This window comes from Exiguobacterium sp. KRL4, assembly GCF_001870785.1.
In the GTDB taxonomy this organism is placed as follows: Bacteria; Bacillota; Bacilli; order Exiguobacteriales; family Exiguobacteriaceae; genus Exiguobacterium_A.
The window spans coordinates 1-23395 of record NZ_MOLV01000029.1; the positions used below are offsets into that span (position 1 = coordinate 1).

The following is a 23395-nucleotide window of genomic DNA, read 5'->3' on the forward strand; positions in this document are numbered from 1 at the left end:
CTTCCGCTCCAATGAGTGGCGCCATAGCCAAGTGGTAAGGCAGAGGACTGCAACTCCTCTATCGTCAGTTCGATTCTGACTGGCGCCTCCAATTCCTAATTTAATGTTTATGCAAGAGATTGTGCCGGTGTGGCGGAACTGGTAGACGCGCACGACTCAAAATCGTGTTCCTTTGGAGTGTCGGTTCGATTCCGACCACCGGTATCTTGCGGGTGTAGTTTAGTGGTAAAACCTCAGCCTTCCAAGCTGATGATGAGGGTTCGATTCCCTTCACCCGCTTTTACCTTTGTACGATCTCAATCAAGATTCACCTGATTATGCGGGTGTAGTTTAGTGGTAAAACCTCAGCCTTCCAAGCTGATGATGAGGGTTCGATTCCCTTCACCCGCTTACCTGAAAAGAGCAACGTGTCGTTTTTAATTGACACATTGCTCTTTTTGTTTAGACATGAAAATAAATCGATGAGGAAAGGAGAGATATGATGGATGGATCGTCATTAAAAGCTCAGTTGCAGGCATATGCAACGGAAATTGGGATTGATGAATTCCGTGTCACGACGGCAGATCCTTTTTTAGTGATGAAGCAACGACTCATTCAACAACAAGAAAAGGGATATGCGTCTGGTTTTGAAGAACCTGATTTGGATCGACGAACAACCCCGACGCTGTTATTGGATGATGCAGTATCGATCATTGCGATTGCCGTCGCTTATCCAAGTAAACTAAAGGATGCTCCACGTGGCAAAGAAGGGGAACGACGTGGGATTTTCGGTCGTTCTTCATGGGGGCTGGACTACCATCAAGCATTAAAAAACCGTCTGATGCTTCTCGAGGAAAAAATAGGCACACTCTCTCCAGGGAGTCAGACACGTTCGATGGTCGACACGGGAGAGTTAGTCGACCGCGCAGTTGCAGAGCGGGCTGGGATCGGGTTTAGCGGAAAGAATTGTTCGATCATCAGTGAGACCCACGGCTCCTATCTCTATCTAGGTGAGTTGATCACAGATTGTTATCTGCCGCCAGATGAGCCAGTAGAAGAGTTGTGTGGATCCTGTACGAAATGTATGGATGCTTGTCCGACAGATGCACTGGTTGAGCCCGGTGTGATCGATGCAAAACGCTGTATCTCGTTTATTACACAAACCAAAACGTTGATTCCGGAAGACTTCCGTTATGCGCTTGGAAATCGGTTATATGGCTGTGATACGTGTCAACAAGTCTGTCCCTACAATCGAAAAAAACACGCAACGCAACATGCAGAACTGCAACCGGATCCAGAACAAGTCAAACCGTTACTGATTCCATTACTGTCACTCAGTAACCGGGAATTCAAGACACGGTTTGGTTCGTTGTCCGGTGCATGGCGTGGGAAAAAACCGATACAACGAAATGCGGTTTGCGCCTTAGTTCATTATCAGGACCGGACAGCACTTGATGCCTTACGCACAATGGCAGAAACGGACCAGCGGGAAGATATGCGTGCTTTAGCAATTTGGGCAATTGGAAGAATCTCCGGTCAAGAAGCCGAGGGATATGTTCAAGAACGTTTGTCGGTAGATGCGGCAAACGATGTTCAAGTAGAAGGAACACGTTTACTCGATGAATGGAGGGCGGAACGTGCCGTATCATCAACTGACGTGTAGTTTTGGTGAACTGCTTGTCGCCTGGAGTGATGATGGACAAGTGGTCTATCTGGATTTTGGGCTCGACAAGACCCGTCTTGGACGCTATCTTGGGAAAGACAGTTACGAACAAGCACCGTTACCGGAAACACTTGCTGTGGCATTCGAAGCTTACGAAAACGGATGTCCGGAGGCATTTGACACCGTTTCTTGCCGCTTAGACGTGACGGAATTTCAACGACGTGTCTTGACGGCACTGCGGACGATTCCGTTCGGACAAACAGCAAGTTATGGACAACTCGCACAGATGATTGGTTCTGATAAGGCAGCTCGTGCTGTTGGCGGAGCACTCAATCGAAATCCAATTGCTTTGATTTATCCGTGCCACCGAATCATCGGGGCCTCCGGTAAGATGACAGGATTTGCTAGTGGGATTGAACACAAAGAAGCGCTACTTGCGCACGAGTTAGGAGAGAATATTTAATGGCTATTCATGTAGTAATGTATCAACCAGAAATCCCGCAAAACACAGGAAACATCTCACGGACATGTGCGGCGACACACTCGGTCTTACATTTAATTCGTCCGCTCGGTTTTTCGACGGACGACAAACAACTCAAACGGGCAGGCCTTGATTATTGGGAGTTCGTAGATGTCCGTTACCATGATTCGTTAGAAGAGTTATGGAGTAAACACCCGGACGGGACGTTTTATTACATCACGAAGTATGGCGAAAAATATCCTAGCCAAGTGGATTTATCCAATGTCGAAGAAGACTATTTTTTTGTGTTCGGACGTGAAACGAAAGGACTCCCTTTAAACGTCATCGATGAAAATCTCGACCGTTGCATTCGTCTACCGCAGTCGAATCTCGTTCGTTCGCTCAATGTCTCGAACACAGCGGCCATCATTGTGTATGAAGCTTTACGCCAGCAAGGTTATGCAAACTTACTATGATGAATAAACAAATCCCCCTGTCCCGAACTAACGGGCAGGGGGATTTGTTTATTCGTTACCTTCAGGTTTTTTGTTGTAGCCTGCTGTGAAAATCGCTGTCAAGAAAGCGAGACTAACGCCTACCATTAAAATAAATGCCATTTTTGCTTCCCCCTTTAGTCTCAATAACCGATATAATCTATTATAGTATACTTGTTAGTGTAATTGTGTGCTACATATGAATTTTCTATGAATGGAGACCGAACATGCGGACGAACGTCTACTTATTGAGTTATGCCCCTTTGATCAGTATCTTGCTATTTAGCACGTCACTTGCGATTGCTACGTCCGAGCTGGCGCTTACTTGGTTAAACGATGTCGGGGTATATGACGAGCTGCTGCAAATCCTCAGTGCACGGAATACGAAGCTGCTCGTCTGGCTTGGTTTTTTGATCGTCTATTTCATGATTTTCAGTTCCCTGAAACTGATTTCCGATACGATCAATCAGCTTGGATTTGCTTTTTTCATCAAAGAGCAAGTCGGAACGACTTTGAGCCTGTTACGTCCGGGCAGCATTTTATTATTGATTGGCGGATGTATCAGCTTTGCCTTCATGACATCGTTTCCACTCGTCTGTCTGGTATTAGCGAGCTCTTTTTTGCTTTACTTTTTCTTTTACGTGTTTCAAATCAGTAAGATGACGACTTCAGCAGGAGCGATCGGATTAGTTGTATTTCTTTTTCTCGCCTGGGGCATGCTATTGGCTGGACTTGTATGGGTCGGCTTAAGTTTATTCAATTCACTTGGAGAAGCGGTCCTGTTCCCGAAGTGAATCATCGTAAGATTTCTGCCCATGTCTTGACTTGAAGCGTGCTGTTGGCTTCAACAGGAAAAGCTCGAGGAAGATCCGCGCCGAGCCAAATGCCGCCAACGTGTTGATCCTTCATGCCAACGAACCACATGTCCTTGTTATCGTTTGTCGTGCCTGTCTTTCCACCGATATAGGCAGGCCGTGTATCATAGCCGAGACGTCCGGTGCCGTATGTCATGACGTTATGGAGTCCTTTTCGTAGTAACTGGTTCGTTCGACTGGACCAAATCCGGTCCGTCTGTAGCGAATGGCGGTAAAGAGTCCCTTGATCCGTCGTGATGGTCCGAATCATCGAGGAAGGACTGTAGAGGCCATCGTTGACGAACGTCGTATAGGCATTAGTGAGTTCAAGCGGACTGACGCCATATTTCAGGCCGCCCAGAGCACTGTTGTATGAATTGTCTTCATCGGTCCATTGACTGAACCGAAACGGTCGAATCGTCTTTAACCCTTCGTTAAACGAAACCGCAAAGGCACGTAAGGCCGGCGTATTATAGGAATAGGCGATTGCATCCGCAATCGTCACGCGCCCGAGTATCCGGTTACTGCTATTTTGTGGACAATATCCATCAAAACAGACGGGGCTTCCGTCCAAGCGACTCGTTAACGTTTTTTTCGTTTTTTCGAGATAGGGTCCATAGACGAGTAATGGTTTTAACGTTGAGCCGGGTTGGCGGTAAGACTGGACCGCTCGATTCAGTTGTCCCGGTAAAGTCGATTTGTTCCCGACGAGGGCCGTGACTCCACGGGACCTTCCGTCAATTCCGACGTAAGCGCCTTCAATCGGACTGGGAAGTTTTTGGATCGCTTGTTTCGCCCGTGTTTGTTCCGCAGGGTCTAGATAAGTCTCGATGACGGCACCATGCTGGTGCAGATATTGTTTCGCCTCTGAAGAACTGATGTTTTGGACGGAAGCCGTGTGACGAATGGCTTCCGATACACTAGCATCGATGTAGTCCGAATAACGAATCAGAGGTTTACGGAACGTGACTTGAACCGGTTGCTTACGTGATTTGCTTGAGATATCACGTGTCTGTTCTAACGCCTTTAAGATCCGTTGTTGCCGTTTACTCGTATTTTTCGGGAAACGTAACGGATCATAAAGGGACGGATTGTTCGGAATCGCAGCTAAATAACTGACTTCCGCCCAGTTCAAATCCTTGGCATGTTTGCCGAGATATGACGTCGCGGCCAGCTCGATCCCGTAGATGTTATTGGCAAAGTAGGCTTGATTGACATAGGCTGTCAAAAGTTCTTTTTTTGAATATTTTTGTTCGAGTGAAATCGAAATCAAGATCTCTTTTATTTTTCTAGTATATGTTTTTTCAGTGGAGAGATACGTCATTCGGGCTAACTGTTGGGTGATCGTACTCCCACCCTGGCCTTTACTATCACCTGTTTGGTTTTCTGTGAAGGCACGTAAAATGCCCGTGATATCGTACCCGTCATGTTGGTAAAATCGCCGGTCTTCGATCGCGATGAAAGTCTGTTCGATTTTTGGTGGTAACGCACTTGGCGTTAAATCGTTCCGTCGTAACCCATCGTATAATTCAAGGCGCTCTTTTTGATACGTGACGGTAATTGGCTGGTAAGAAGACAGAGGTCGATCGGTCGTCTGTTGATCCGCCCAAGTGAATAAATCAGCGGCGACGTCCAACTGATCACGAACCGAAAACAATGTCATGACTAAACCAAGTGCTAAAGCAACTACTAAAACATATCCTGTCGTAATTCTCATGTAAACTCCTTTCAAAAGGCATTCCATCCCTATTATCGGTCTTTTTTAGGGAAAACAGTAGAATTTTTTAGAAATTTGTATTTTAATAAATCTATTTTGCAGGAATGTTATATTAAAAAGAGAAAAGGTGGGTATATAAGAGTATCTGTATAAATTAAATCATACGACTATTGTAAAAAAAGAGCATAAACTGGAGGGGACGAAATGGCTAAAAAAAATGTCGTCGCGATGTTGCTTGCGGGCGGAGAAGGAAAACGTCTAGGAGCACTTACGAAACATACTGCAAAACCGGCGGTCGCGTTTGGAGGGAAATATCGGATCATTGATTTCCCATTATCGAACTGTACGAACTCAGGAATCGATACAGTAGGGGTTTTAACACAATATGAACCACTCGAGCTCAACCGTTACCTCGGAATCGGAAGTGCGTGGGATCTCGACCGACGAAATGGCGGATTAACGATTCTTCCTCCGTATCAGGCCCAAAACGGAAAGAACTGGTACGAAGGGACGGCTAACGCCATCTACCGGAATATGAGTTACATCAACCAATACCATCCGGACTATGTGCTCGTGTTGTCAGGGGATCATATTTATAAAATGGACTACGAAAAAATGATTGAAGAACATCGTCAAGGTGGAGCAGACGTTACCATCTCTGTCCGTGAAGTCCCATGGGAAGAAGCACCGCGCTTCGGGATTCTAAATACAGATGACGATCTTCGAATCAATGAATTCGAAGAGAAACCAGAAAATCCAAAATCGAACTTAGCGTCGATGGGGATTTACGTCTTTAACTGGGATATCTTGAAACGTCACTTGATTCAAGATGCGGGCGACGCGGAATCAAGCTTTGACTTTGGAAAAAACATCATTCCGAACATGTTATTTGAGAACTTGAACATTCGTGCCTATAAATTCAAAGGGTACTGGAAAGACGTAGGAACAATTCAATCACTTTGGGAAGCAAACATGGACTTGCTCGCAGCGGACCCTGAGTTTGATCTGTACGAGCCGTCATGGAAGGTACATTCGGTCAACCCGAATCAACAACCACAATACATTGGAAATAACGCCGAGATTGAGACTTCGATCATCAATGAAGGATGCCATATCGAAGGTGAAATCAACCATTCGGTTCTGTTTTATGGAGTCGATGTCGCAGAAGGATCACTTGTCAAGGATTCAGTCATCTTCCCGAACGTCAAGATTGGGAAAGACGTCACGATTCACCGGGCGATTCTCGCGGATGGTGTAGTGGTAGAAGATGGTGCGACGATCGGAACACCAAATGGTGAAGTGTTCGTCATCGAAGCCAACAGCGTCATCAAGAAAAATGAAGTCATCAAAGAAGCGATCCAATAAGGGGGAAGTACCGATGAAAACAGATTTACTAGGGGTTATCAATCTGAGCGGAGAAGAAGGGTTCTTTAAAGAATTGACAGAACACCGAAATCTAGCCGCTGTACCGTTTGCGGGCCGTTATCGGTTAATCGATTTCACGTTAACGAATATGGTTCAAAATGAGATTGCGAATATCGGTGTCTTTACACTTGAAAAATACCGGGCAATGATGGATCATCTCGGATCCGGTAAGGAGTGGGATTTGGACCGTTCGAACGGTGGACTCTACATCTTCCCACCAGCCTTATCGCAAGATGCGCATGAATTCCGCGGCGATCTGTCGAACTTCCATTTACACCGTGACTTCTTCTTACGGAGTAAAGAAAACTATGTCGTCATTTCCGGATCAAATATCTTGTCGGCAGTCGATTATCGCGATGTCCTCCGGGAACATAAAACATCGAATGCAGATATCACGGTCGTTTATACGAAACGTGATCTACCGTGCAACTATTGCCGTCCGATTCGTTTCAGCGAACAAAACCGAGTGACCGCAATCGGTTCACGTGGATATGAACCGTCAGATGAGACGTTCTACATGGAGACGATCGTGCTTTCGAAAAACCTGTTTGTCCGTCTCGTTGACGAAGCGATTGGTCGCGGAGAATATGATTTACTGCAAAGCATCATCCGTTCGCAGTTAAACCGGCTTCATGTTCATGGTTACGAATACACAGGGACATCACAAGTCATTCATTCACTTCGCTCGTACTACCGCGAAAGCATGCTGTTACTCGAACAGTGGGGCGCAATCAATGATTTCCAACACGTCTATACGAAAATCAAGCACGAGCCACCGACACGTTATTTACCGGGATCAACAATCAAGAATTCACTTGTTGCAAACGGCTGTAAGTTAGAAGGGACCGCGACGGACAGCATTCTCTTCCGTGGCGTCAAGGTCGGAAAACATGCCCGTGTCAAAAACTCGATCATCATGCAGAAATCAGTCATCGAAGAAGGCGCTGTCGTCGAATACGCGATCCTTGACAAAGAGGTAACGGTGAAACGTGGACAAGTCATCCGCGGAACAGCTGAAGAACCGATTGTCATCAAAAAACAAACAATCGTTTAAAAGGAGATGTCATCATGAAGATATGGTTTGCTGCCACAGAAGCGACACCATTCATCAAGACAGGGGGGCTAGCTGACGTCGTCGGCTCGCTCCCTTTAGCGCTTGCTGAAGAAGGTGCGGAAGTTTCGGTCATCTTGCCGAACTATGGTCAAATAAAAGAGCAATACAAGTTAGAGATGGAGTTTTTGTTTGATTTCATCGTTCCAGTCGGATGGCGTCAACAATTTGGCGCAGTCTTACGCTTGAAACAAGATGGCGTGACATTTTATTTCATCGACAATGAGTATTACTTCAAACGGGATGGCGTGATTTACGGTCATTATGATGATGCCGAGCGGTTCGCTTATTTTTCGAGAGCGGTTCTCGAAATGGTTCAACGTGTCGAAGAATCGGAAGTACCGGATATCATTCATTGTCATGACTGGCAGACGGGTGTCCTTCCTGCCTTTTTACGAATTCATTATCAACACCTGAACCGCTATCATGACATCAAGACAGTCTTTACGATTCATAATCTGCAATACCAAGGTGTTTTCCCGGAAGAAGTTCTGGGCGACCTGCTTGGTCTTAGCCACGAACACTTCACGGCAGACGGTATCGCACACAATGGTCTTGTCAACTACATGAAAGCGGGACTTGTGCACGCCAATCAGATTACGACGGTCAGTCCGTCCTATCGTGATGAAATCATGGATCCATACTACGGTGAGACGTTAGAGCCCGTTTTACAGCATCGTGCAGTAGATGTACGGGGTATTCTTAACGGAATCGATTACCGGCAGTTTAGTCCTGAGACGGATGAACATTTAGTGGAAAACTATGATGTCAAAACTGCAGAAGCCGGAAAAGCCGTGAACAAAGCTGCGTTGCAAGAAGAACTGGGATTACCGATCAATCCCGATGTGCCACTCTTCGGATTTGTGTCGCGTCTCGTCGACCAAAAAGGAATCGATTTACTCGCGCATATCTTACCCGACCTATTTGAACTGGATGCCCAGTTCATCATCCTTGGTTCAGGAGAAGCGGAGTATGAAGGGTTATTCCAGCATGCTTCAACGATTCGCCCGGATAAAGTAGCCTCGTATATCGGATTTGATGTTGGGCTCGCCCAACGGATTTATGCCGGAAGTGATGCGTTCTTGATGCCGTCTCGTTTCGAACCTTGTGGGCTCAGTCAATTGATTTCGATGAAATATGGGTCATTGCCTGTTGTCCGTGAAACGGGAGGGTTACGGGATACGGTTCAACCGTTTAATCAGTTCACATTAGAGGGGAATGGTTTCTCGTTCTCGAATTATAATGCACAAGAGTTTCTAGATGCGATTAAACGAACGATTGATACGTATCATGATAAGCCGGTCTTCCAGCATTTGATTGAAACAGCGATGGAAGAAGATTTCAGTTGGATTCGTTCAGCTGATGAGTATTTGGCGCTCTATCGTTTGATCGCACCGTCTGTCGACTGATTGGGATTACGGGAAATGGGGTTTTTTGATGTTCAAAGACAAAGAGAAGTTCAAGAAGAGGTTTAATGAACGATTTATTTCAATGCATGGTAAGGCGATGGAAGATGCGACAGAAAACGATGTCTATCAGACGTTAGCTTACATGGTGCGGGAATACGTTACATCGGACTGGATGCGGACAAAGGAAACGTATATTCATAAAAAAAGTAAACAAGTTTATTATTTTTCACTTGAATTTTTACTTGGTCGGTTCCTGTACAACAACTTGCTGAGCCTAGATGTGTTAGAAGATGTCCGGAGTGGTCTCGCAGAACTCGGGTATGATTTGGCAGACTTGACGGAAGAAGAGCCGGAACCGGGTCTTGGAAACGGGGGGCTAGGACGGTTAGCGGCCTGTTTCCTTGATTCACTCGCAGCACTCGGATTACCTGGTCACGGGAACGGGATTCGCTACCAATATGGTCTCTTCAAACAAAAGATCATCGACGGATATCAGGTCGAGTTACCGGATAACTGGCTGAAAAACGGTAACATGTGGGAAATCAGACGGTCGGACAAAGCTGTTGATATCCCATTCGGTGGTCACGTCTGGTTAGAAGAAGTCGAAGGTGGTGGTTATCGTGTCCATCACGAGCCAGCTGAAATCGTCCGGGCTGTCCCGTATGATATGCCGATCGTCGGGTATCAAAATGGAATCGTCAATAATCTTCGTCTATGGAGTGCAGAGTCTCCGTACGACGACGATGAGCTGTTGAATCAACACCGAGGAAACTATAAAGATTTGCTCGTCCACAAACAATCGATTCAGACGATTTCTGAATTCTTGTACCCAGACGATACGACGTATGAAGGAAAAGTTTTACGTCTGAAACAGCAATACTTCTTTGTCTCAGCCGGATTACGAAGTATTTTATTGTCACATAAAAAACGCAACACATCGTTTAAGCATCTTGGAAACCAAATTGCAATCCATATCAATGATACGCATCCTGTCGTGGCGATTCCGGAACTGATGCGGATTTTGATTGATGAAGAGGGATATGCCTGGGAAGAAGCATGGCGGATCACGAAAAGTGTCATGTCGTTTACGAACCATACGTTACTTTCGGAAGCACTGGAACGTTGGCCGGTCGATTTGTTCCGCAATCTGTTGCCGCGTATCTATCTGATCATCGAAGAAATCAATCGTCGGTTCTGTAAGGATGTGCTTGATAACTATCCACACCTGGAATCGAACATGCGAGAAATTGCCATCATAGCAGACGGTATGATCAATATGGCGAACTTAGCGGTCGTTGGGACACATTCGACGAATGGTGTCGCACAGATTCATACGGAAATCTTGAAACAACGGGAAATGCGTTTGTTCTATGAGATGTTCCCGCTTCGTTTCAACAACAAGACGAATGGCATCACGCACCGTCGTTGGTTCTTGCTGTCGAATCCGGAACTTGCGAATCGTGTCACTGAGGCGATTGGGGACAGTTGGATCAATCATCCGTCAGATTTACAAAAATTGACGAAATTTGCTGAGGATCCGACACTTCAACAAGATATTCAAGCGATTAAACTAGCGAGCAAAAAACAGCTGGCCGAGTTGATTGAAACGGAAACGGGAATCGTTGTTGATCCACATTCGATTTTTGATGTCCAAGTCAAGCGGCTCCATGCGTATAAACGACAGTTACTTAATGCTCTGCACATTCATTCTTTGTATTACCGATTAAAAGAAGACAAATCGTTTAAGATGACACCCCGAACATTTATTTTTGGGGCAAAGGCGGCACCTGGTTACCACTATGCGAAAGAAGTCATTCGGTACATCAATGCGCTCGCTAAACTCATCAATACGGATCCGGAAGTCAGTCCGTACATGAAAGTCGTATTCCTTGAGAACTACCGCGTCTCATTAGCCGAAAAGATTTTCCCAGCGAGTGACGTCAGCGAACAAATTTCAACGGCAAGTTATGAAGCATCTGGTACAGGGAACATGAAATTCATGATGAACGGGGCCTTGACGGTCGGGACGCTTGATGGAGCGAACATCGAGATCCGCGACGAGGTCGAGGATGCGAACATCTTCATCTTCGGACTGACGCCGCAAGAAGTGATGAATTATAAGAAGTACGGAGGATACAGTGCGTACGATCAATACAGTGCGCAACCGGAACTTCGCCGCATCATCGATAGTCTTGTCGACGGCTCTATCTTCCCGACAGGTGAGTTTCAGGCGATTTATGATTCCTTGTTGACCTACAATGATGAGTATTTGATTCTAAAAGATTTCCTATCGTATCAACAAGCACAAGAACGGATTGGTCGCGCGTACCAAGATCCGGAAAAATGGTACAAGATGGTCATCATGAACATCGGAAAATCAGGTGTCTTCTCGAGCGACCGGACGATCAAGGAATATGCAAACGCGATCTGGAATATCAAGCCGGTCCAAATATAAAGAAAGTCCGATCGGAATCGGACTTTCTCATAAGGATCAGGTTCACTTAGTGATTTCATCTGTCTGACTGATCCAGTCGCTATAGGATCCAGCATATAACCTGACATCGGTTTTCCCTAACGCATGAAGGGCTAGGACGTTGACGCAAGCCGTGACACCACTACCACAATACAGAATCGGTGAATCGGCATTAAGAAGGTCGGCGTATAGTTCTTTCAGGTCTTCTGCATCCTTTAGCCGTCCGTCCGGTGAAATCGCGTCTTCAAAAAAACAATTTACAGCACCGGGAATGTGACCGGCAATCGGATCAATCGTTTCGTTCTGACCACGGAATCGATCCGGTGAACGTGAATCAACGAGTAGTGTCTCTTTCGAACGGTGTTTTACTTGTCCGTAATCTACGAGCATCTCGTCTTGGAAAACTGCTTGATAGCTTGAACGTTCAAAAGTGATTACGTCATTGCTCATCGGAAAATCAAAGGCCAGATAAGACGATAGTCCACCTTCAAGGACAACGACACGTTCATGACCAGCCCATTTTAATAACCACCAGGCGCGGGCGGCAAAAGGGAATCCATCATCGTAGAGGACGATAAAATCGTCTCGATGTACCCCATGTGATTCTAACGTCTGAATCCATTGTTCCTTAGAAGGCAGCGGGTGTCGTCCTCCCGTTGCGGAGCGGGGACCGGATAAGTCGGTTACTAAATCCAGATATTGTGCGTCCTGGATGTGACTCGCCTGAAAGGCTTCACGGCCGTAATCTGGATGTTGCAGATCATAACGACAATCAAACCAACGAATCTGATCGGTATGAACAAGTTGCTGCAAGTCTGTCATTTGAATGGTTGGAAACATATACATCACCTTGACCCTTTCTAAAGTAATCATATGAAAGGTGACGCTTTACCGCAAGTCGTAACTAAAAGTCTCACATAAACGAAATCAAAGGAGTGGACAGCATATGTCATGGAAGGAAACCTATCAAAAATGGAATCAGTTTTCTGGACTTGAAGCAGAACTTAAACAGGAACTGACAGCTCTTGCAGCCGATGATAAAGCGGCAGAAGATGCCTTTTATAAAGAATTAGAATTTGGAACAGGTGGTATGCGTGGAGAAATCGGCGTCGGAACGAACCGGATGAATGTCTATACAGTTCGTAAAGCGTCACAAGGATTTGCGGATTTCATCAAAGCGGAAGGGGCAGAAGCGGTCGCACAAGGAATCGTCATTGCCCACGATTCCCGTCACTATTCTCCAGAGTTTGCTTTAGAAGCAGCGAAAACACTTGCAAGCAACGGAATCAAAGCCTATTTGTTTGACGGTCTCCGTCCGACACCCGAATTATCGTTTGCGGTACGTGAACTTCGTGCAGCAGGCGGGATCGTCATTACAGCAAGCCATAATCCGCCGGAATATAACGGGTATAAAGTGTACGGTAATGATGGTGGACAGTTGCCGCCAAAAGAAGCCGATGACCTTGTCTCGTACGTCGATCAAGTCGCGGACGAGTTGGCGATTGAACTCGAAGCAGAAGAAGTCTTGCGGGCAAACGGATTGATTGTCCGAGTTGGTGAACAGTTGGATGATGCGTATCAAGAACAACTAAAAACGATTCGCGTGTTACCGACGATTCAAGAAGAATTGACAGCACCTTTGAAAATCGTCTTCACACCCCTTCATGGAACAGGGCTTGTACCGGTGACGGTTGGTCTGAAAAATTACGGTTTTGAGCACGTGACGGTCGTTGAAGAACAAGCGAAGCCGGATGGGGCATTCCCGACGGTATCTTCTCCGAATCCGGAAGAGCATGCTGCCTTTACATTGGCCATCGAATATGGAAATCGTGTCGATGCAGACGTCTTACTTGCAACGGATCCAGATGCCGATCGTGTTGGCGTCGCAACACGTGATGCGAATGGCGAGTGGGTGGTGCTCACTGGGAATCAAACAGGTGCTTTGTTACTGGACTACATCCTGTCTCAAAAAGCGGCACAGGGAACATTGCCGAAAAATGGTTTCGTCGCAAAAACAATTGTCACGTCCGAGCTTGGTGCCTTGATTGCCCGCCATTACGACTTGCACGTTGAGAATACGTTGACTGGATTTAAGTTCATCGGAGAAAAAATCAAACAATACAATGCTTCTGGTGAATATGAGTATTTATTTGGCTATGAAGAAAGTTACGGATATCTAATCGGCGACTTCTGCCGGGACAAAGATGCCGTCCAGGCGTGCCTCCTTGCAGCAGAGATGGTAGCGTACCATAAGAAGGAAGGGCGGACGCTCTATGAAGCGTTACAAGCCATCTATGAGCAATTCGGGTATTTCGAAGAGTCGCTTCGTTCGTTGACGTTAAAAGGAAAAGATGGAGTAGAACAAATCGGACGCATCATGGATACGTTCCGGGAGCATCCGCCAAAACAAGTTGCTGGTGAAAAAGTTGTCTTGTTTGAAGATTACGATGCGAGTATTTCGCATGATTTGATTCAGCATAAACCGTCACCGATCAATCTACCCAAATCAAACGTCTTGAAATTCACGTTAGAAGACGGATCATGGTTCTGCCTGCGTCCTTCCGGTACAGAACCAAAAATCAAGTTTTACTTCAGCGTGACATCTCCTGATGCAGCCGAGACATCGCGGAAACGTCAAATGATTGAAGATGAAGTCATGCAGGAAGTCGAACAAATTCAATAAGTGAGTTCTAGATGGAAAGCCGACAAAAATAGCAATATCTTTGTCGGCTTTTCGTATGGTTTCTCCAAAAAAAAAGCGTAAGCCGTGCAACCGTTATCAATATCATGTAGAGTGAACGGTGAAGCAAGAGATCGAGATAGAGGAGATGACATATGATGGAACGAATCCACTTAACAGACGAACTTTCATTTTCAAGAATTGTTCATGGTTTATGGCGGTTAAACGAATGGAATATGACAGCAGAAGAACGACTTATGCTAATCGAACAATGTCTAGAGCTTGGGATTACAACCTTTGATCACGCAGATATTTACGGGGACTATACGAATGAACGGTTGTTTGGTGAAGCGTTGGCACTTAAACCAGAACTCCGTGATCGCATGGAAATCGTCACAAAAACAGGAATCAAGATGAAAGGGAATCACTTTTCACAGCAAAAACTCTCTTTTTATGACACGACAAAAGCACATATCATTGATCATGCGACACGTTCGTTAAAAGAACTGGGTGTTGAGTACATCGATACGTTATTGATTCACCGTCCGGACCCATTGATGGATCCAAACGAAATTGCCGAAGCATTCGTCGAATTGAAGGAATCCGGAAAAGTACGGACCTTTGGATTGTCGAACCATACACCTGCTCAACAAAGTTTGATTCAATCACGACTGCCGTTTATGCTCGTGACGAACCAGCTTGAGCTGTCTGTCGCAGAACTCAAACATTTTGAAGATGGATCAGTTGATCTATGCCACGAAAACGAAATGCCGGTCATGGCATGGAGTCCACTCGCAGGCGGGCGTTTGTTCAAGGAAGAACAGTTTGCACCGTTACGTGAAAAATTAGAAGAAATCGGGCGTGACCTTGGGGCGAAAGATATTGATGAAGTCGCCTATGCGTGGTTGCTGAAACATCCAGCACGCATCATGCCAATCGTCGGTTCAGGTAAAATCGAGCGCATCGAATCAGCGGTTCGAGCGACGCGTCTCGACTTGTCTCGTGAGCAGTGGTTTGAAATCTTAAAAGCATCCCGTGGACGGGACGTCGATTGAAAAATAGCCTTCGGGCTATTTTTTTGCAAAAAAAGTCCCATCTCAAGGGGGAGTTGAGATGGGAGTATCTATAGGGTTATGCTTCGAGGCGAAGCATTTCCTGACGATATTTATCTAGACGTTCTTTACTAGCGACAACGGCTGCTTGATCACTGACTTGGATAGCATCGAAGAGCGTACTGAGCTCATAATCGATTTCGAGGCGTAGCACTGGAATCCGCTGCTCTGCATCTTGTCTACGGAAAGCTTCAATTACTTGTTTCATCTCGGCCACGCTCCTTTTAAAATTATCAGATAATTCTGATTTTTTTTAGTATACTTGATTATTCCCGACTTGCCTAGTATTAAACCCTAAAAAGATTAAAAAAATACACTTGGAATGTGTAATCATTCCAAGTGTATAGAATTATTCTGGAATACTGAATCGTGCTTCGAGTCGATGCTGAACACCTTGAATCAAGGTAGACATGATCCAATAAAGCGCTGCCGAGAACAGTAGTAAGGGCATGACGAGATACGTCGTCGCCGAGATTTGATCGGAGACATACGTCAGTTCTTCAACAGCAACAATCGTCCCGAGTGACGTCGATTTAATGATATCGATGACCGAGTTCGAAAGTGGCGGAATGGCACGAGACAAGGCTTGCGGAAGAATGACGTCCTTGAACGTCTTACGGCGTGGAATACCGAGTGAATCCGCCGCTTCCCATTGTCCACGGTCGACAGATGAGATGGCTGCCCGGAATGATTCCGAGATGTAAGCCGAGAAGTGAAGCGATAGACCGAAGGCCAACGCTTGAAAACCAGTCAGTTGCAGTACGACGAGACCATTATATAAGATCAGAATTTGAAGTAACAACGGGGTTCCTCGGAAAAACGAGACATACAATCGTGCGAAACCGCTTAAGACGGCGAAGCGGCTATCCCGCATGACAGCAAGAATCAGACCAAGAAAAAGCGCAAAGACGATGGCAAATCCACTTGCAAGAAGTGTAGTGCCAATCGCCTTTCCGTAGACGTCCGCGTTATCACGGACGATTGTAAACAATTCCATCACTTACTGATGTCCTCGTTAAAGTATTTTTTCCCAAGATCTGCGAGCGTGCCGTCTTCTTGCATCTCTGCGAGTGCTTTGTTGAAGTCTTCCGTATACTTGCTGTTTTTAGCCATCATCAGACCAGATTCGTTTTTATCAAACGTCTCACCGACTGCTTTCACTTTGTAACCCGCTTTTTTGAGTTCCGTTAAGACGAACAGACGGTCGTTCATCGCAGCATCAACTCGACCTGCTTCAAGGTCTTTTAAGACTTGGTTCGCACCTTTGTAGTACTTCACTTTTGCGCCAGCTTCTTCAGCCGTTTTGGCGTAAAGTGAACCTTGTGTCGAACCAACCGTTTTGCCTTTCAGATCATCAAGCGTTTTGATATCGTTTGTTTTGTTGTTGACGATAATTGTTGAACCAGAAACCGTATAGGCATCAGAGAAGACATATTTTTCTTTCCGCTCATCCGTGATTCCCATTTGGTTCGCGATGACATCGATCCGTTTTGAATCAAGTGCTGGGATTAATCCTTTGAAGTCCATCGCTTTGTACTCGACTTTATAGCCGGCACGTTTTGCGACTTCATTCATGACATCGATATCATACCCTGTCAGTTTGCCTTTTTCTTTATACGTAAATGGCGGGTATGTTGCTTCTGTTCCGACCGTTACGATTTTTTCGTCTTTGTTTGCTTCTTCGTTAGAAGCGCCGCACGCCGCTAACACCCCCGCTGTTGATAGTGCTGCTACTGCTAGCTTTAGTCCGTGTTTCATAGCGCTCTCTCCTTTAATAAATAAATGATTTCAATTCCTAGTTTTCGAATAGGATTAATTTAAGACTACAAGCAGTATCATACAAAGTTACAGGAACGTCTGTCAATAAAAAAGACTGCCCACAAATGGACAGCCTGACTACAGTCACTGAATCTAAAAGATTAACGGATTGTTGCTTCTGTTGCAGCGTCGAAGAAATGTGCTTTCGTCATATCGAAGAAAAGATCCAAATCTGAACCCATCTCAACGTGCGAACGCGAATCGACACGTGCCGTGAATGCCTGGTTTCCGACTTTTGAATAGAGGTAAGACTCGGCTCCCATCAATTCAGAGACTTCGATGTGAGCTTGGAAGCGGTGTGCTGTTTGCGTATCTTGATAAATCAATTCAGCGTGAATGTCTTCCGGGCGGATGCCGAGAACAAGATCTTTACTTGTATAGCCACGTTCGCGGAGAACTTTCATTTTGCCTTCTGGGACTTCGAATTTCTCTTCTGTGCCTGTGACATGGAAGAGGCCGTCTTCCGCAAGTTTACCTGTCAGGAAGTTCATCGAAGGAGAACCGATGAAACCTGCGACGAACATGTTATCCGGGTGATCGTATACTTCTTTTGGTGTACCGACTTGTTGGATCAGACCGGCTTTCATGATGACGATCCGTGTCGCAAGTGTCATCGCTTCCGTTTGATCGTGTGTCACGTAAATCGTTGTCGTTTCAAGACGTTTGTGCAACTGGATGATTTCCTTACGCATTTGCACACGAAGTTTTGCATCTAAGTTCGAGAGGGGCTCATCCATCAAGAAGACTTTCGCATCACGGACGATGGCACGACCGATCGCGACACGTTGGCGTTGTCCACCCGAGAGGGCTTTAGGTTTACGCTCCAAGTATTCTTCAAGTCCAAGAATTCGAGCTGCGTTGTCAACACGTTGTTTGATTTCGTCTTTTGGGAACTTGCGCAACTTCAGTCCGAATGCCATGTTGTCATACACGTTCATATGCGGATAGAGGGCATAGTTTTGGAAAACCATTGCGATATCACGATCTTTTGGTGCCACGTCGTTCATCCGTTTGCCATCAATCGTAAAATCTCCACCTGAAATTTCTTCAAGACCAGCAATCATTCGAAGTGTCGTCGATTTCCCGCAACCTGATGGTCCAACAAACACGATGAATTCTTTATCTTTAATATGAAGGTTAAAATCATCAACCGCTTTTGCTGTTCCAGAATAAACTTTATCAATATGATCAAGACGAATATCTGCCATGTGTACATCCTCCTGTAAATTAAGTAATCGATTAATATAACGCTTACAAGGATTAGTATAGGAGAAAAGGACAAAAAAGCATATGGACAACATGACTGAATGTAACCGTTATCATTTGGTCACTATGCTACAAGTAACAATGTGTACAAAAACGTAGCTCCTTCGAAGGAACGGATATCGATTTCCGTTTGTTCGGTCAACCGGTCGAGCCGGTACTGCAGGCTATTACGATGTAAAAAGAGATGTTTTGCTGTCAGTGACACATTGAGATTCGCACGACAAAAAGCATGGATGGTTTCTCGCGATTCATATTCCAGTGGCGTGATGAAACGTTGTGTCAACTCATCGCGGATCTCCGCAGATAAGAGGACCAATCGTGTCAGCGCTGGAAGGAACCGTTCGATATGCAAAAGTGGAATTTCTCGTAAGGCGGCCTGTTCTAGACGAAACTGAGTAGCGATATCACCGGACTTACGTTGTTGTCCGATCAACACTTTCCCATCGATCAGAAAATCAGATTGGAGTGCTGTGAAAAAGTCGTGAAGATCATCTTCAGGAACAGTTTCTTCACGTTCGATGACGACAAGACGATTTGCGGTCAGTGGAATGATCAAGCTGGATGAATGAAAAAAGGAATACAGCAACTGCTGTAAATCTTCACTAGTCCGTTCATCCAGTTGTTCAAACAAAAAATGAATCATCCGAAAGGGAGAGGGTTCTTCTGCTTGATTTCGTTCCAGTCTATGGCGCCAGGAGGTGACTTGATCAGAACTCGAGGTGACGACGCGTTCTGCAAGCAAGTCGAGCAAGTCGGCTTCTCGAGTCGTTAAGATGGTATTTTCGACACCGAACCGAAGTCCATCTGCTAACTGATATACGGTATACTTATCGGTACAGTAAACAGTGGGATCGGTCGAAAGGTGATCTTTGAATAAGACGGTTAATTGTTGTAACACACGAGGCGCCTCCTTAAAAAAAATCCTACTTTGACTTTACCACAATACTAAAATTGGAAGGAACGAGAACCTATGCAAGTGGAAGTAGATTTTATCCTGAAAGCCATTGGAATGATCTTGATTGGAGCATTGATCGGGGCGGTCACCAATCATCTTGCGATTCGGATGTTGTTTCGGCCGCTCGAAGCGAAGTATATTGGAAAGTACCGGATTCCATTTACACCCGGGTTAATTCCAAAACGACGTGACGAATTAGCAGCAAATCTCGGACGAACGGTCGTGAAACATTTGTTGACGCCGGAAGGAATCAGCAAGCGGCTTCAGCAGCCGGTCGTATATGAAGCGATTACCCGAATGATTCAGCAGGAGTTACAGAAGTTTACGCGGTCGACGAAAACGATTCGTGAGATCGCTGAACGATTCGTCACGAATCCGGAAGAAAGATTACACCATCAAATGGAACAGCGGATTGATCTGGAATTGGCAACAATGGTAGCCGCGATTAAAACGGCACGATTATCAGAAGTCATCGGGGATGGCGGGACAAGAAAAATCAAGGCAGCGATTCCTGGAGTTGTCGAGACGTTACTTCATCAAACCGAACAGTATTTTGAGAGTCCTGCCGGGAAAATGAAACTGGAAGAAACCGTCGCTCAGTTCATTCAAGGCAAATTAGGTGGAGGAATGTTCGGGATGTTGCTTGCCAATGTCAATATCGTCGAAATGATTCAACCGGAACTTAAACGGGTAATACAAGGAAAGTCGACACACCAATTCATCAGTGAAATGGTCGAACAAGAAGTCGGTACATTGTTAGAACAGCCGATTGAATCACTTCTCGAGGTGGAGACGGAACGACAAATCACCGAGCGGATGAAATCAGAGATTTTAACGCGTATTCCGTTGACGAAATTATGGGATACGCAACTGCACGAACTACTGGAACCGTTCGAAGCCCGGATCAGTCAAGAAATGGTGCCGGTGCTTTCTAAACAGGTGGTGGTCCGCCTGGTCGAACAAGTCGAGCGAATCCTGGCGACACTCGATCTCGAAACGATTGTCCGGGAAGAAGTTGATTTACTTGATACGGCGTATCTGGAAGAAATCGTCTTGTCGATTTCAAGAAGGGAATTCCGGGCTATCACTTGGCTTGGAGGACTGTTAGGTGGTTTAATTGGAGTGATACAAGCGATACTTCTTATCGTTTAACTAAATTGGAGGGTTCAAACATGTCTGAAACAAACTTATACGATCATGCTTACACACTAGAGCGTGCACTTCGCGAAACATCAGAATACACGACATTAAAAGATCTTTATGCTCAAGTCAATGCAGATCCGATGTCAAACGAACTATTCGCTTCATTCCGGAATGTTCAACTGGAATTACAACAAAAACAAATGCAAGGTGAAGAAATTACACCTGAAGATATGGCATCGGCACAAGCGAAGATGCTGGAAGTCCAAAACAATCCGTTGATTGGTCAACTGATGCAGGAAGAACAACGCATGCACACGATGTTGACGGAAGTGACACAAATCATCATGAAACCGCTCGAAGAACTCTATGCGCCGATGATGGAACAAAATCAAGACGACGTTCAGTGAAATCATAAAAAAGCCTCGGCTCCATTCAATTGGACCGAGGTTTTTGTTATGACGTTTTTCCTGTTGGAACGAGACGAGGAAGGTAGGCCCGTTCAAAATGAATCAACTGTCCAGCACGGGTCACGCGTGCCCCGCGATGTTCCAAGTCTGCTTCTTTCAGACGACGGATGCCTTCCTGACGTGCCTCTGCATCTGAAGGGGCGTCAAACGTATCATCCAGTAATGTGTCTCCTCGATCTGAAAATGCGGTAATCGTATAAAGCATGGCTGCTGCCTCCTTGTCGGAAATGACTAACTTAAGTGTAATGAATAGCGGTTCATTTTACAAGTAGGAATCAATATCTTGCCACGTCAACTGTTTAGAAGGAGAGGGAGACTCAAGATGACTGACACTCATCCCGATTAAACGAATCGGACCTGTAAATTCAATTTCATTAAACAACTTGGTCGTGACGCGGAGTAATGTTTCCTCATCAGCCGTTTCTTCTAAAAACGTATACCGTCTAGAACGTGACTGAAAATCTTCCGTTTTCCATTTAATCGTGACGGTTCGGCAGACCAGTTCCTTTTGGTTCAGCGTTTTGACAACGGACAGAGCTTCACGTTTCAACGTCTCAAAAATGGTATCGATATCTTCTGTATCTTCTTCGAATGTACTTTCGGAGCCGATTGATTTCCGTTCACGGTGCGGCCGGACCATTCGTTCATCTTCTCCATGCGCCATCGTATACAGTTCGGTTCCCCGATCCCGACCGAGGAGGCCCCGCAGTTCGGCAATCGACGATTGTTGGAGATCTGCGACCGTGTTAAAACCATGTTTCCGAAGCGTTTGCTCCGTTACTTTTCCGACCCCGTGTAAATCCCCGATCTTTAATCCTGATAAAAATGGTAAAACAGCATCTGGAGGCAAAACGGTTAATCCATTCGGCTTTTGATGACCGGAGGCAATTTTGGCGACCAGCTTTGAGTTCGATACGCCGGCAGAAGCGGTCAAACCTGTCCGTCGTTTGATTTCCGTCAGGATGTACTGGGCGATATGCGTCGCGCTCGTCATCTGCAGGTTATTTTCTGTGACATCAAGATATGCTTCATCGAGTGACAGCGGTTCGACGAGTGGTGTGACTTCTAGGAAAAGTTCCATGATTTGGGCACTGACAGCACGGTACACTTCAAAACGAGGGCGCAGGAAAACTGCCCGTGGACACAGTTGGAACGCTCGTCGAGATGGCATGGCGCTGTGAATCCCATATTTTCGTGCTTCATACGAACACGTTGCGACGACACCCCGCGCATGAGGAGGACCACCGACGATGACGGGAACACCTTTTAGATGCGGACGGTCGCGTTGCTCCACGGATGCATAAAAAGCATCCATGTCGACATGAATGATTTTTCTTCCCATCATCGTCTCCTCCTTTCTTTCAATCGGTTAATTCGTTACACTAAGTATAACGAACTTATGTTCTGTTATCTATTTTTTACTCTCGACTTTTTATTTGGCATGCGGACGAGCGCTCCTAACCAACCACGACGTTTCATCCAATAAAAGATTCCGCCGGTCGTGAGGAAAATCAAAAAGAGGGAACTTGCATATCCATATTTCCAGTCGAGCTCGGGCATGTTTTTAAAATTCATTCCCCAAATTGCACCGAGGGCCATCATTGGAGTGGCGACGGCCGTGAAAATCGTTAAGGCTTTCATGATTTCATTTCCCCTGAAGTTCGACACGGTCGTTGAAAGATCGAGCAATACTTCGATGTCTTTTTGATAATGCTCAATCAACATCAAGAGCCGTTCGACACGTTTTTCTGCCAGTCGAAAGGCAAAGGCATCCGAATACGTGGTTTGTCGGATGAAGGCTTCAGGACCGGCCAAAATAAGCTCACGGAACGGAACGATCAAATCGGACCAATTTTCAATCGTGTCACGTAATCCGAAGATGCTGTCGAGCGAATTTTCGTCAATGCTTCCCCGTAGTTCATCTTGTCGTAAAAAGAGTTCAGTCTCAAATGCATCGATGCCGTTAAAATACGTATTCATTTGAAGGGCGAGAATCGCATAAAAGGCTTCAAACGGTGTTGTCGCCTGATAGGGTTCGACCAAGGAGACGGTATGGTCCGATAAACCAATCGTGATCAATTCCGTAGGCGAGACGTAATAACAGATGAAACGACGATCACTTTTATCATCAGGATTTTGCCAAGTCACGATTGATCCATATAACACATCGAGTTCGACGCGTGTAAAGTTCATGTCTTTCGTTCGAAGTTCGGTCAACCAATCCAGTTTATATGAAGTCGTGTGTTCGGGTTGGCTGAGGTGTTTTTCGTATGCAGAAAGTGTCGGATAACGATGCCAGTTGAATTGTAAGTTGGATTCCATGTTTTGAGCTCCTATATAGTAGAATGGTAAAGTGATAGATGACGGTC

At 45.6% G+C, this 23395-nt stretch carries 22 protein-coding genes and 4 tRNA genes; 16 read left to right on the top strand and 10 right to left on the bottom strand.

Annotation, left to right across the window (positions count from 1 at the left end; translation table 11 throughout):
* Positions 1–17 precede the first annotated feature (17 nt).
* From BLD48_RS14100 to BLD48_RS14135, 8 genes are all read left to right on the top strand, one after another.
* Positions 18–91: transfer RNA gene (locus BLD48_RS14100), tRNA-Cys, on the top strand.
* A 32-nt stretch (positions 92–123) separates the two neighbouring features.
* Positions 124–204 (top strand) — tRNA-Leu (locus BLD48_RS14105).
* Between the two features lie 4 nt (positions 205–208).
* Positions 209–279, top strand: a tRNA-Gly gene (locus BLD48_RS14110).
* Between the two features lie 40 nt (positions 280–319).
* Positions 320–390, top strand: a tRNA-Gly gene (locus BLD48_RS14115).
* A gap of 91 nt (positions 391–481) precedes the next feature.
* Complete coding sequence (gene queG / locus BLD48_RS14120) at positions 482–1642, top strand: tRNA epoxyqueuosine(34) reductase QueG (protein ID WP_071500787.1); 1161 nt, start codon at positions 482–484, stop codon at positions 1640–1642.
* A complete protein-coding gene (locus BLD48_RS14125) occupies positions 1617–2105 on the top strand; it encodes a methylated-DNA--[protein]-cysteine S-methyltransferase (RefSeq protein ID WP_071500788.1) in 489 nt (162 codons plus the stop codon). The genes queG and BLD48_RS14125 overlap by 26 nt, the downstream gene beginning before the upstream one ends.
* Positions 2105–2578 (top strand): tRNA (uridine(34)/cytosine(34)/5-carboxymethylaminomethyluridine(34)-2'-O)-methyltransferase TrmL, encoded by a 474-nt coding sequence (gene trmL, locus BLD48_RS14130; RefSeq protein ID WP_014969659.1) that lies wholly within the window; start codon positions 2105–2107, stop codon positions 2576–2578. The genes BLD48_RS14125 and trmL overlap by 1 nt, the downstream gene beginning before the upstream one ends.
* Before the next feature lie 245 nt (positions 2579–2823).
* Positions 2824–3390, top strand: a complete 567-nt coding sequence (locus BLD48_RS14135; RefSeq protein ID WP_071500789.1) for a DUF5366 family protein — start codon at positions 2824–2826, stop codon at positions 3388–3390.
* A gap of 1 nt (position 3391) precedes the next feature.
* On the opposite strand, the gene BLD48_RS14140 is transcribed toward BLD48_RS14135, so the two are convergent.
* Positions 3392–5167 carry a transglycosylase domain-containing protein gene (locus tag BLD48_RS14140; protein WP_071500790.1) on the bottom strand — a complete coding sequence of 592 codons (1776 nt, stop codon included), beginning with the start codon at positions 5165–5167 and terminating at the stop codon, positions 3392–3394.
* 204 nt (positions 5168–5371) lie between these two features.
* On the opposite strand from BLD48_RS14140, the gene BLD48_RS14145 reads away from it, so the two are divergent.
* Genes BLD48_RS14145 through BLD48_RS14160 form a run of 4 tightly spaced genes read left to right on the top strand, consistent with a single transcriptional unit; the run spans position 5372 to position 11567 of the window.
* Positions 5372–6532, top strand: coding sequence for a glucose-1-phosphate adenylyltransferase (locus tag BLD48_RS14145; RefSeq protein WP_014969662.1), 1161 nt, complete (start codon positions 5372–5374; stop codon positions 6530–6532).
* Positions 6533–6545: 13 nt separating this feature from the next.
* Complete coding sequence (glgD, locus tag BLD48_RS14150; protein WP_071500791.1) at positions 6546–7646, top strand: glucose-1-phosphate adenylyltransferase subunit GlgD; 1101 nt, start codon at positions 6546–6548, stop codon at positions 7644–7646.
* A 14-nt stretch (positions 7647–7660) separates the two neighbouring features.
* The gene (glgA, locus tag BLD48_RS14155; protein WP_071500792.1) at positions 7661–9112 is read left to right on the top strand and encodes a glycogen synthase GlgA; all 1452 of its coding nucleotides are present in this window, start codon (positions 7661–7663) and stop codon (positions 9110–9112) included.
* 28 nt (positions 9113–9140) lie between these two features.
* The gene (locus BLD48_RS14160; protein WP_071500793.1) at positions 9141–11567 is read left to right on the top strand and encodes a glycogen/starch/alpha-glucan phosphorylase; all 2427 of its coding nucleotides are present in this window, start codon (positions 9141–9143) and stop codon (positions 11565–11567) included.
* 42 nt (positions 11568–11609) lie between these two features.
* On the opposite strand, the gene BLD48_RS14165 is transcribed toward BLD48_RS14160, so the two are convergent.
* The gene (locus tag BLD48_RS14165) at positions 11610–12425 is read right to left on the bottom strand and encodes a sulfurtransferase (RefSeq protein ID WP_236630042.1); all 816 of its coding nucleotides are present in this window, start codon (positions 12423–12425) and stop codon (positions 11610–11612) included.
* Between the two features lie 106 nt (positions 12426–12531).
* Here BLD48_RS14165 and BLD48_RS14170 point away from each other — a divergent pair, with 106 nt between their 5' ends.
* Entirely contained in the window at positions 12532–14268 is a 1737-nt protein-coding gene (locus BLD48_RS14170; RefSeq protein WP_071500795.1) for a phospho-sugar mutase, read from the top strand.
* A 155-nt stretch (positions 14269–14423) separates the two neighbouring features.
* On the top strand, positions 14424–15320 hold the full coding sequence (locus BLD48_RS14175) for an aldo/keto reductase (protein WP_071500796.1): 897 nt from the start codon (positions 14424–14426) through the stop codon (positions 15318–15320).
* Between the two features lie 76 nt (positions 15321–15396).
* Here the strand turns inward: BLD48_RS14175 and BLD48_RS14180 are convergent, their stop codons facing one another.
* From BLD48_RS14180 to BLD48_RS14200, 5 genes are all read right to left on the bottom strand, one after another.
* The gene (locus tag BLD48_RS14180; RefSeq protein WP_014969669.1) at positions 15397–15585 is read right to left on the bottom strand and encodes a hypothetical protein; all 189 of its coding nucleotides are present in this window, start codon (positions 15583–15585) and stop codon (positions 15397–15399) included.
* 141 nt (positions 15586–15726) lie between these two features.
* The gene (locus BLD48_RS14185; protein ID WP_071500797.1) at positions 15727–16374 is read right to left on the bottom strand and encodes an amino acid ABC transporter permease; all 648 of its coding nucleotides are present in this window, start codon (positions 16372–16374) and stop codon (positions 15727–15729) included.
* Entirely contained in the window at positions 16374–17135 is a 762-nt protein-coding gene (locus BLD48_RS14190; RefSeq protein ID WP_071500798.1) for a transporter substrate-binding domain-containing protein, read from the bottom strand. Before BLD48_RS14190 ends, BLD48_RS14185 begins: the two co-directional genes overlap by 1 nt.
* 161 nt (positions 17136–17296) lie before the next feature.
* Positions 17297–18403, bottom strand: coding sequence for an ABC transporter ATP-binding protein (locus tag BLD48_RS14195; RefSeq protein WP_014969672.1), 1107 nt, complete (start codon positions 18401–18403; stop codon positions 17297–17299).
* A gap of 122 nt (positions 18404–18525) precedes the next feature.
* Complete coding sequence (locus tag BLD48_RS14200) at positions 18526–19359, bottom strand: PucR family transcriptional regulator (RefSeq protein WP_071500799.1); 834 nt, start codon at positions 19357–19359, stop codon at positions 18526–18528.
* 72 nt (positions 19360–19431) lie between these two features.
* Between BLD48_RS14200 and BLD48_RS14205 the strand changes: the two genes are divergently transcribed.
* Positions 19432–20568, top strand: a complete 1137-nt coding sequence (locus BLD48_RS14205; RefSeq protein WP_071500800.1) for a DUF445 family protein — start codon at positions 19432–19434, stop codon at positions 20566–20568.
* A gap of 20 nt (positions 20569–20588) precedes the next feature.
* Positions 20589–20966 (top strand): YlbF/YmcA family competence regulator, encoded by a 378-nt coding sequence (locus tag BLD48_RS14210; protein WP_012369586.1) that lies wholly within the window; start codon positions 20589–20591, stop codon positions 20964–20966.
* A 46-nt stretch (positions 20967–21012) separates the two neighbouring features.
* Here BLD48_RS14210 and BLD48_RS14215 read toward each other — a convergent pair whose 3' ends face one another.
* The 3 genes from BLD48_RS14215 to BLD48_RS14225 form a co-directional block, all read right to left on the bottom strand.
* Positions 21013–21231 (bottom strand): YhzD family protein, encoded by a 219-nt coding sequence (locus BLD48_RS14215; RefSeq protein ID WP_014969675.1) that lies wholly within the window; start codon positions 21229–21231, stop codon positions 21013–21015.
* A gap of 57 nt (positions 21232–21288) precedes the next feature.
* On the bottom strand, positions 21289–22368 hold the full coding sequence (gene dinB / locus BLD48_RS14220; protein WP_236630043.1) for a DNA polymerase IV: 1080 nt from the start codon (positions 22366–22368) through the stop codon (positions 21289–21291).
* A 65-nt stretch (positions 22369–22433) separates the two neighbouring features.
* Entirely contained in the window at positions 22434–23348 is a 915-nt protein-coding gene (locus BLD48_RS14225) for a magnesium transporter CorA family protein (protein WP_071500802.1), read from the bottom strand.
* Positions 23349–23395: the final 47 nt, after the last annotated feature.

What these genes read in the sequence shown, in the direction of transcription:
- dinB (WP_236630043.1), bottom strand. Translation starts at nt 22,368, where the DNA reads ATGGGAAGAAAAATCATTCATGTCGACATGGATGCTTTTTATGCATCC.
- BLD48_RS14190 (WP_071500798.1), bottom strand. Translation starts at nt 17,135, where the DNA reads ATGAAACACGGACTAAAGCTAGCAGTAGCAGCACTATCAACAGCGGGG.
- BLD48_RS14180 (WP_014969669.1), bottom strand. Translation starts at nt 15,585, where the DNA reads ATGAAACAAGTAATTGAAGCTTTCCGTAGACAAGATGCAGAGCAGCGG.
- BLD48_RS14215 (WP_014969675.1), bottom strand. Translation starts at nt 21,231, where the DNA reads ATGCTTTATACGATTACCGCATTTTCAGATCGAGGAGACACATTACTG.
- BLD48_RS14175 (WP_071500796.1), top strand. Translation starts at nt 14,424, where the DNA reads ATGGAACGAATCCACTTAACAGACGAACTTTCATTTTCAAGAATTGTT.
- BLD48_RS14185 (WP_071500797.1), bottom strand. Translation starts at nt 16,374, where the DNA reads ATGGAATTGTTTACAATCGTCCGTGATAACGCGGACGTCTACGGAAAG.
- BLD48_RS14140 (WP_071500790.1), bottom strand. Translation starts at nt 5,167, where the DNA reads ATGAGAATTACGACAGGATATGTTTTAGTAGTTGCTTTAGCACTTGGT.
- BLD48_RS14160 (WP_071500793.1), top strand. Translation starts at nt 9,141, where the DNA reads ATGTTCAAAGACAAAGAGAAGTTCAAGAAGAGGTTTAATGAACGATTT.
- glgD (WP_071500791.1), top strand. Translation starts at nt 6,546, where the DNA reads ATGAAAACAGATTTACTAGGGGTTATCAATCTGAGCGGAGAAGAAGGG.
- BLD48_RS14225 (WP_071500802.1), bottom strand. Translation starts at nt 23,348, where the DNA reads ATGGAATCCAACTTACAATTCAACTGGCATCGTTATCCGACACTTTCT.
- BLD48_RS14165 (WP_236630042.1), bottom strand. Translation starts at nt 12,425, where the DNA reads ATGTTTCCAACCATTCAAATGACAGACTTGCAGCAACTTGTTCATACC.
- BLD48_RS14145 (WP_014969662.1), top strand. Translation starts at nt 5,372, where the DNA reads ATGGCTAAAAAAAATGTCGTCGCGATGTTGCTTGCGGGCGGAGAAGGA.
- BLD48_RS14210 (WP_012369586.1), top strand. Translation starts at nt 20,589, where the DNA reads ATGTCTGAAACAAACTTATACGATCATGCTTACACACTAGAGCGTGCA.
- glgA (WP_071500792.1), top strand. Translation starts at nt 7,661, where the DNA reads ATGAAGATATGGTTTGCTGCCACAGAAGCGACACCATTCATCAAGACA.
- BLD48_RS14135 (WP_071500789.1), top strand. Translation starts at nt 2,824, where the DNA reads ATGCGGACGAACGTCTACTTATTGAGTTATGCCCCTTTGATCAGTATC.
- BLD48_RS14205 (WP_071500800.1), top strand. Translation starts at nt 19,432, where the DNA reads ATGCAAGTGGAAGTAGATTTTATCCTGAAAGCCATTGGAATGATCTTG.
- trmL (WP_014969659.1), top strand. Translation starts at nt 2,105, where the DNA reads ATGGCTATTCATGTAGTAATGTATCAACCAGAAATCCCGCAAAACACA.
- BLD48_RS14170 (WP_071500795.1), top strand. Translation starts at nt 12,532, where the DNA reads ATGTCATGGAAGGAAACCTATCAAAAATGGAATCAGTTTTCTGGACTT.
- queG (WP_071500787.1), top strand. Translation starts at nt 482, where the DNA reads ATGGATGGATCGTCATTAAAAGCTCAGTTGCAGGCATATGCAACGGAA.
- BLD48_RS14195 (WP_014969672.1), bottom strand. Translation starts at nt 18,403, where the DNA reads ATGGCAGATATTCGTCTTGATCATATTGATAAAGTTTATTCTGGAACA.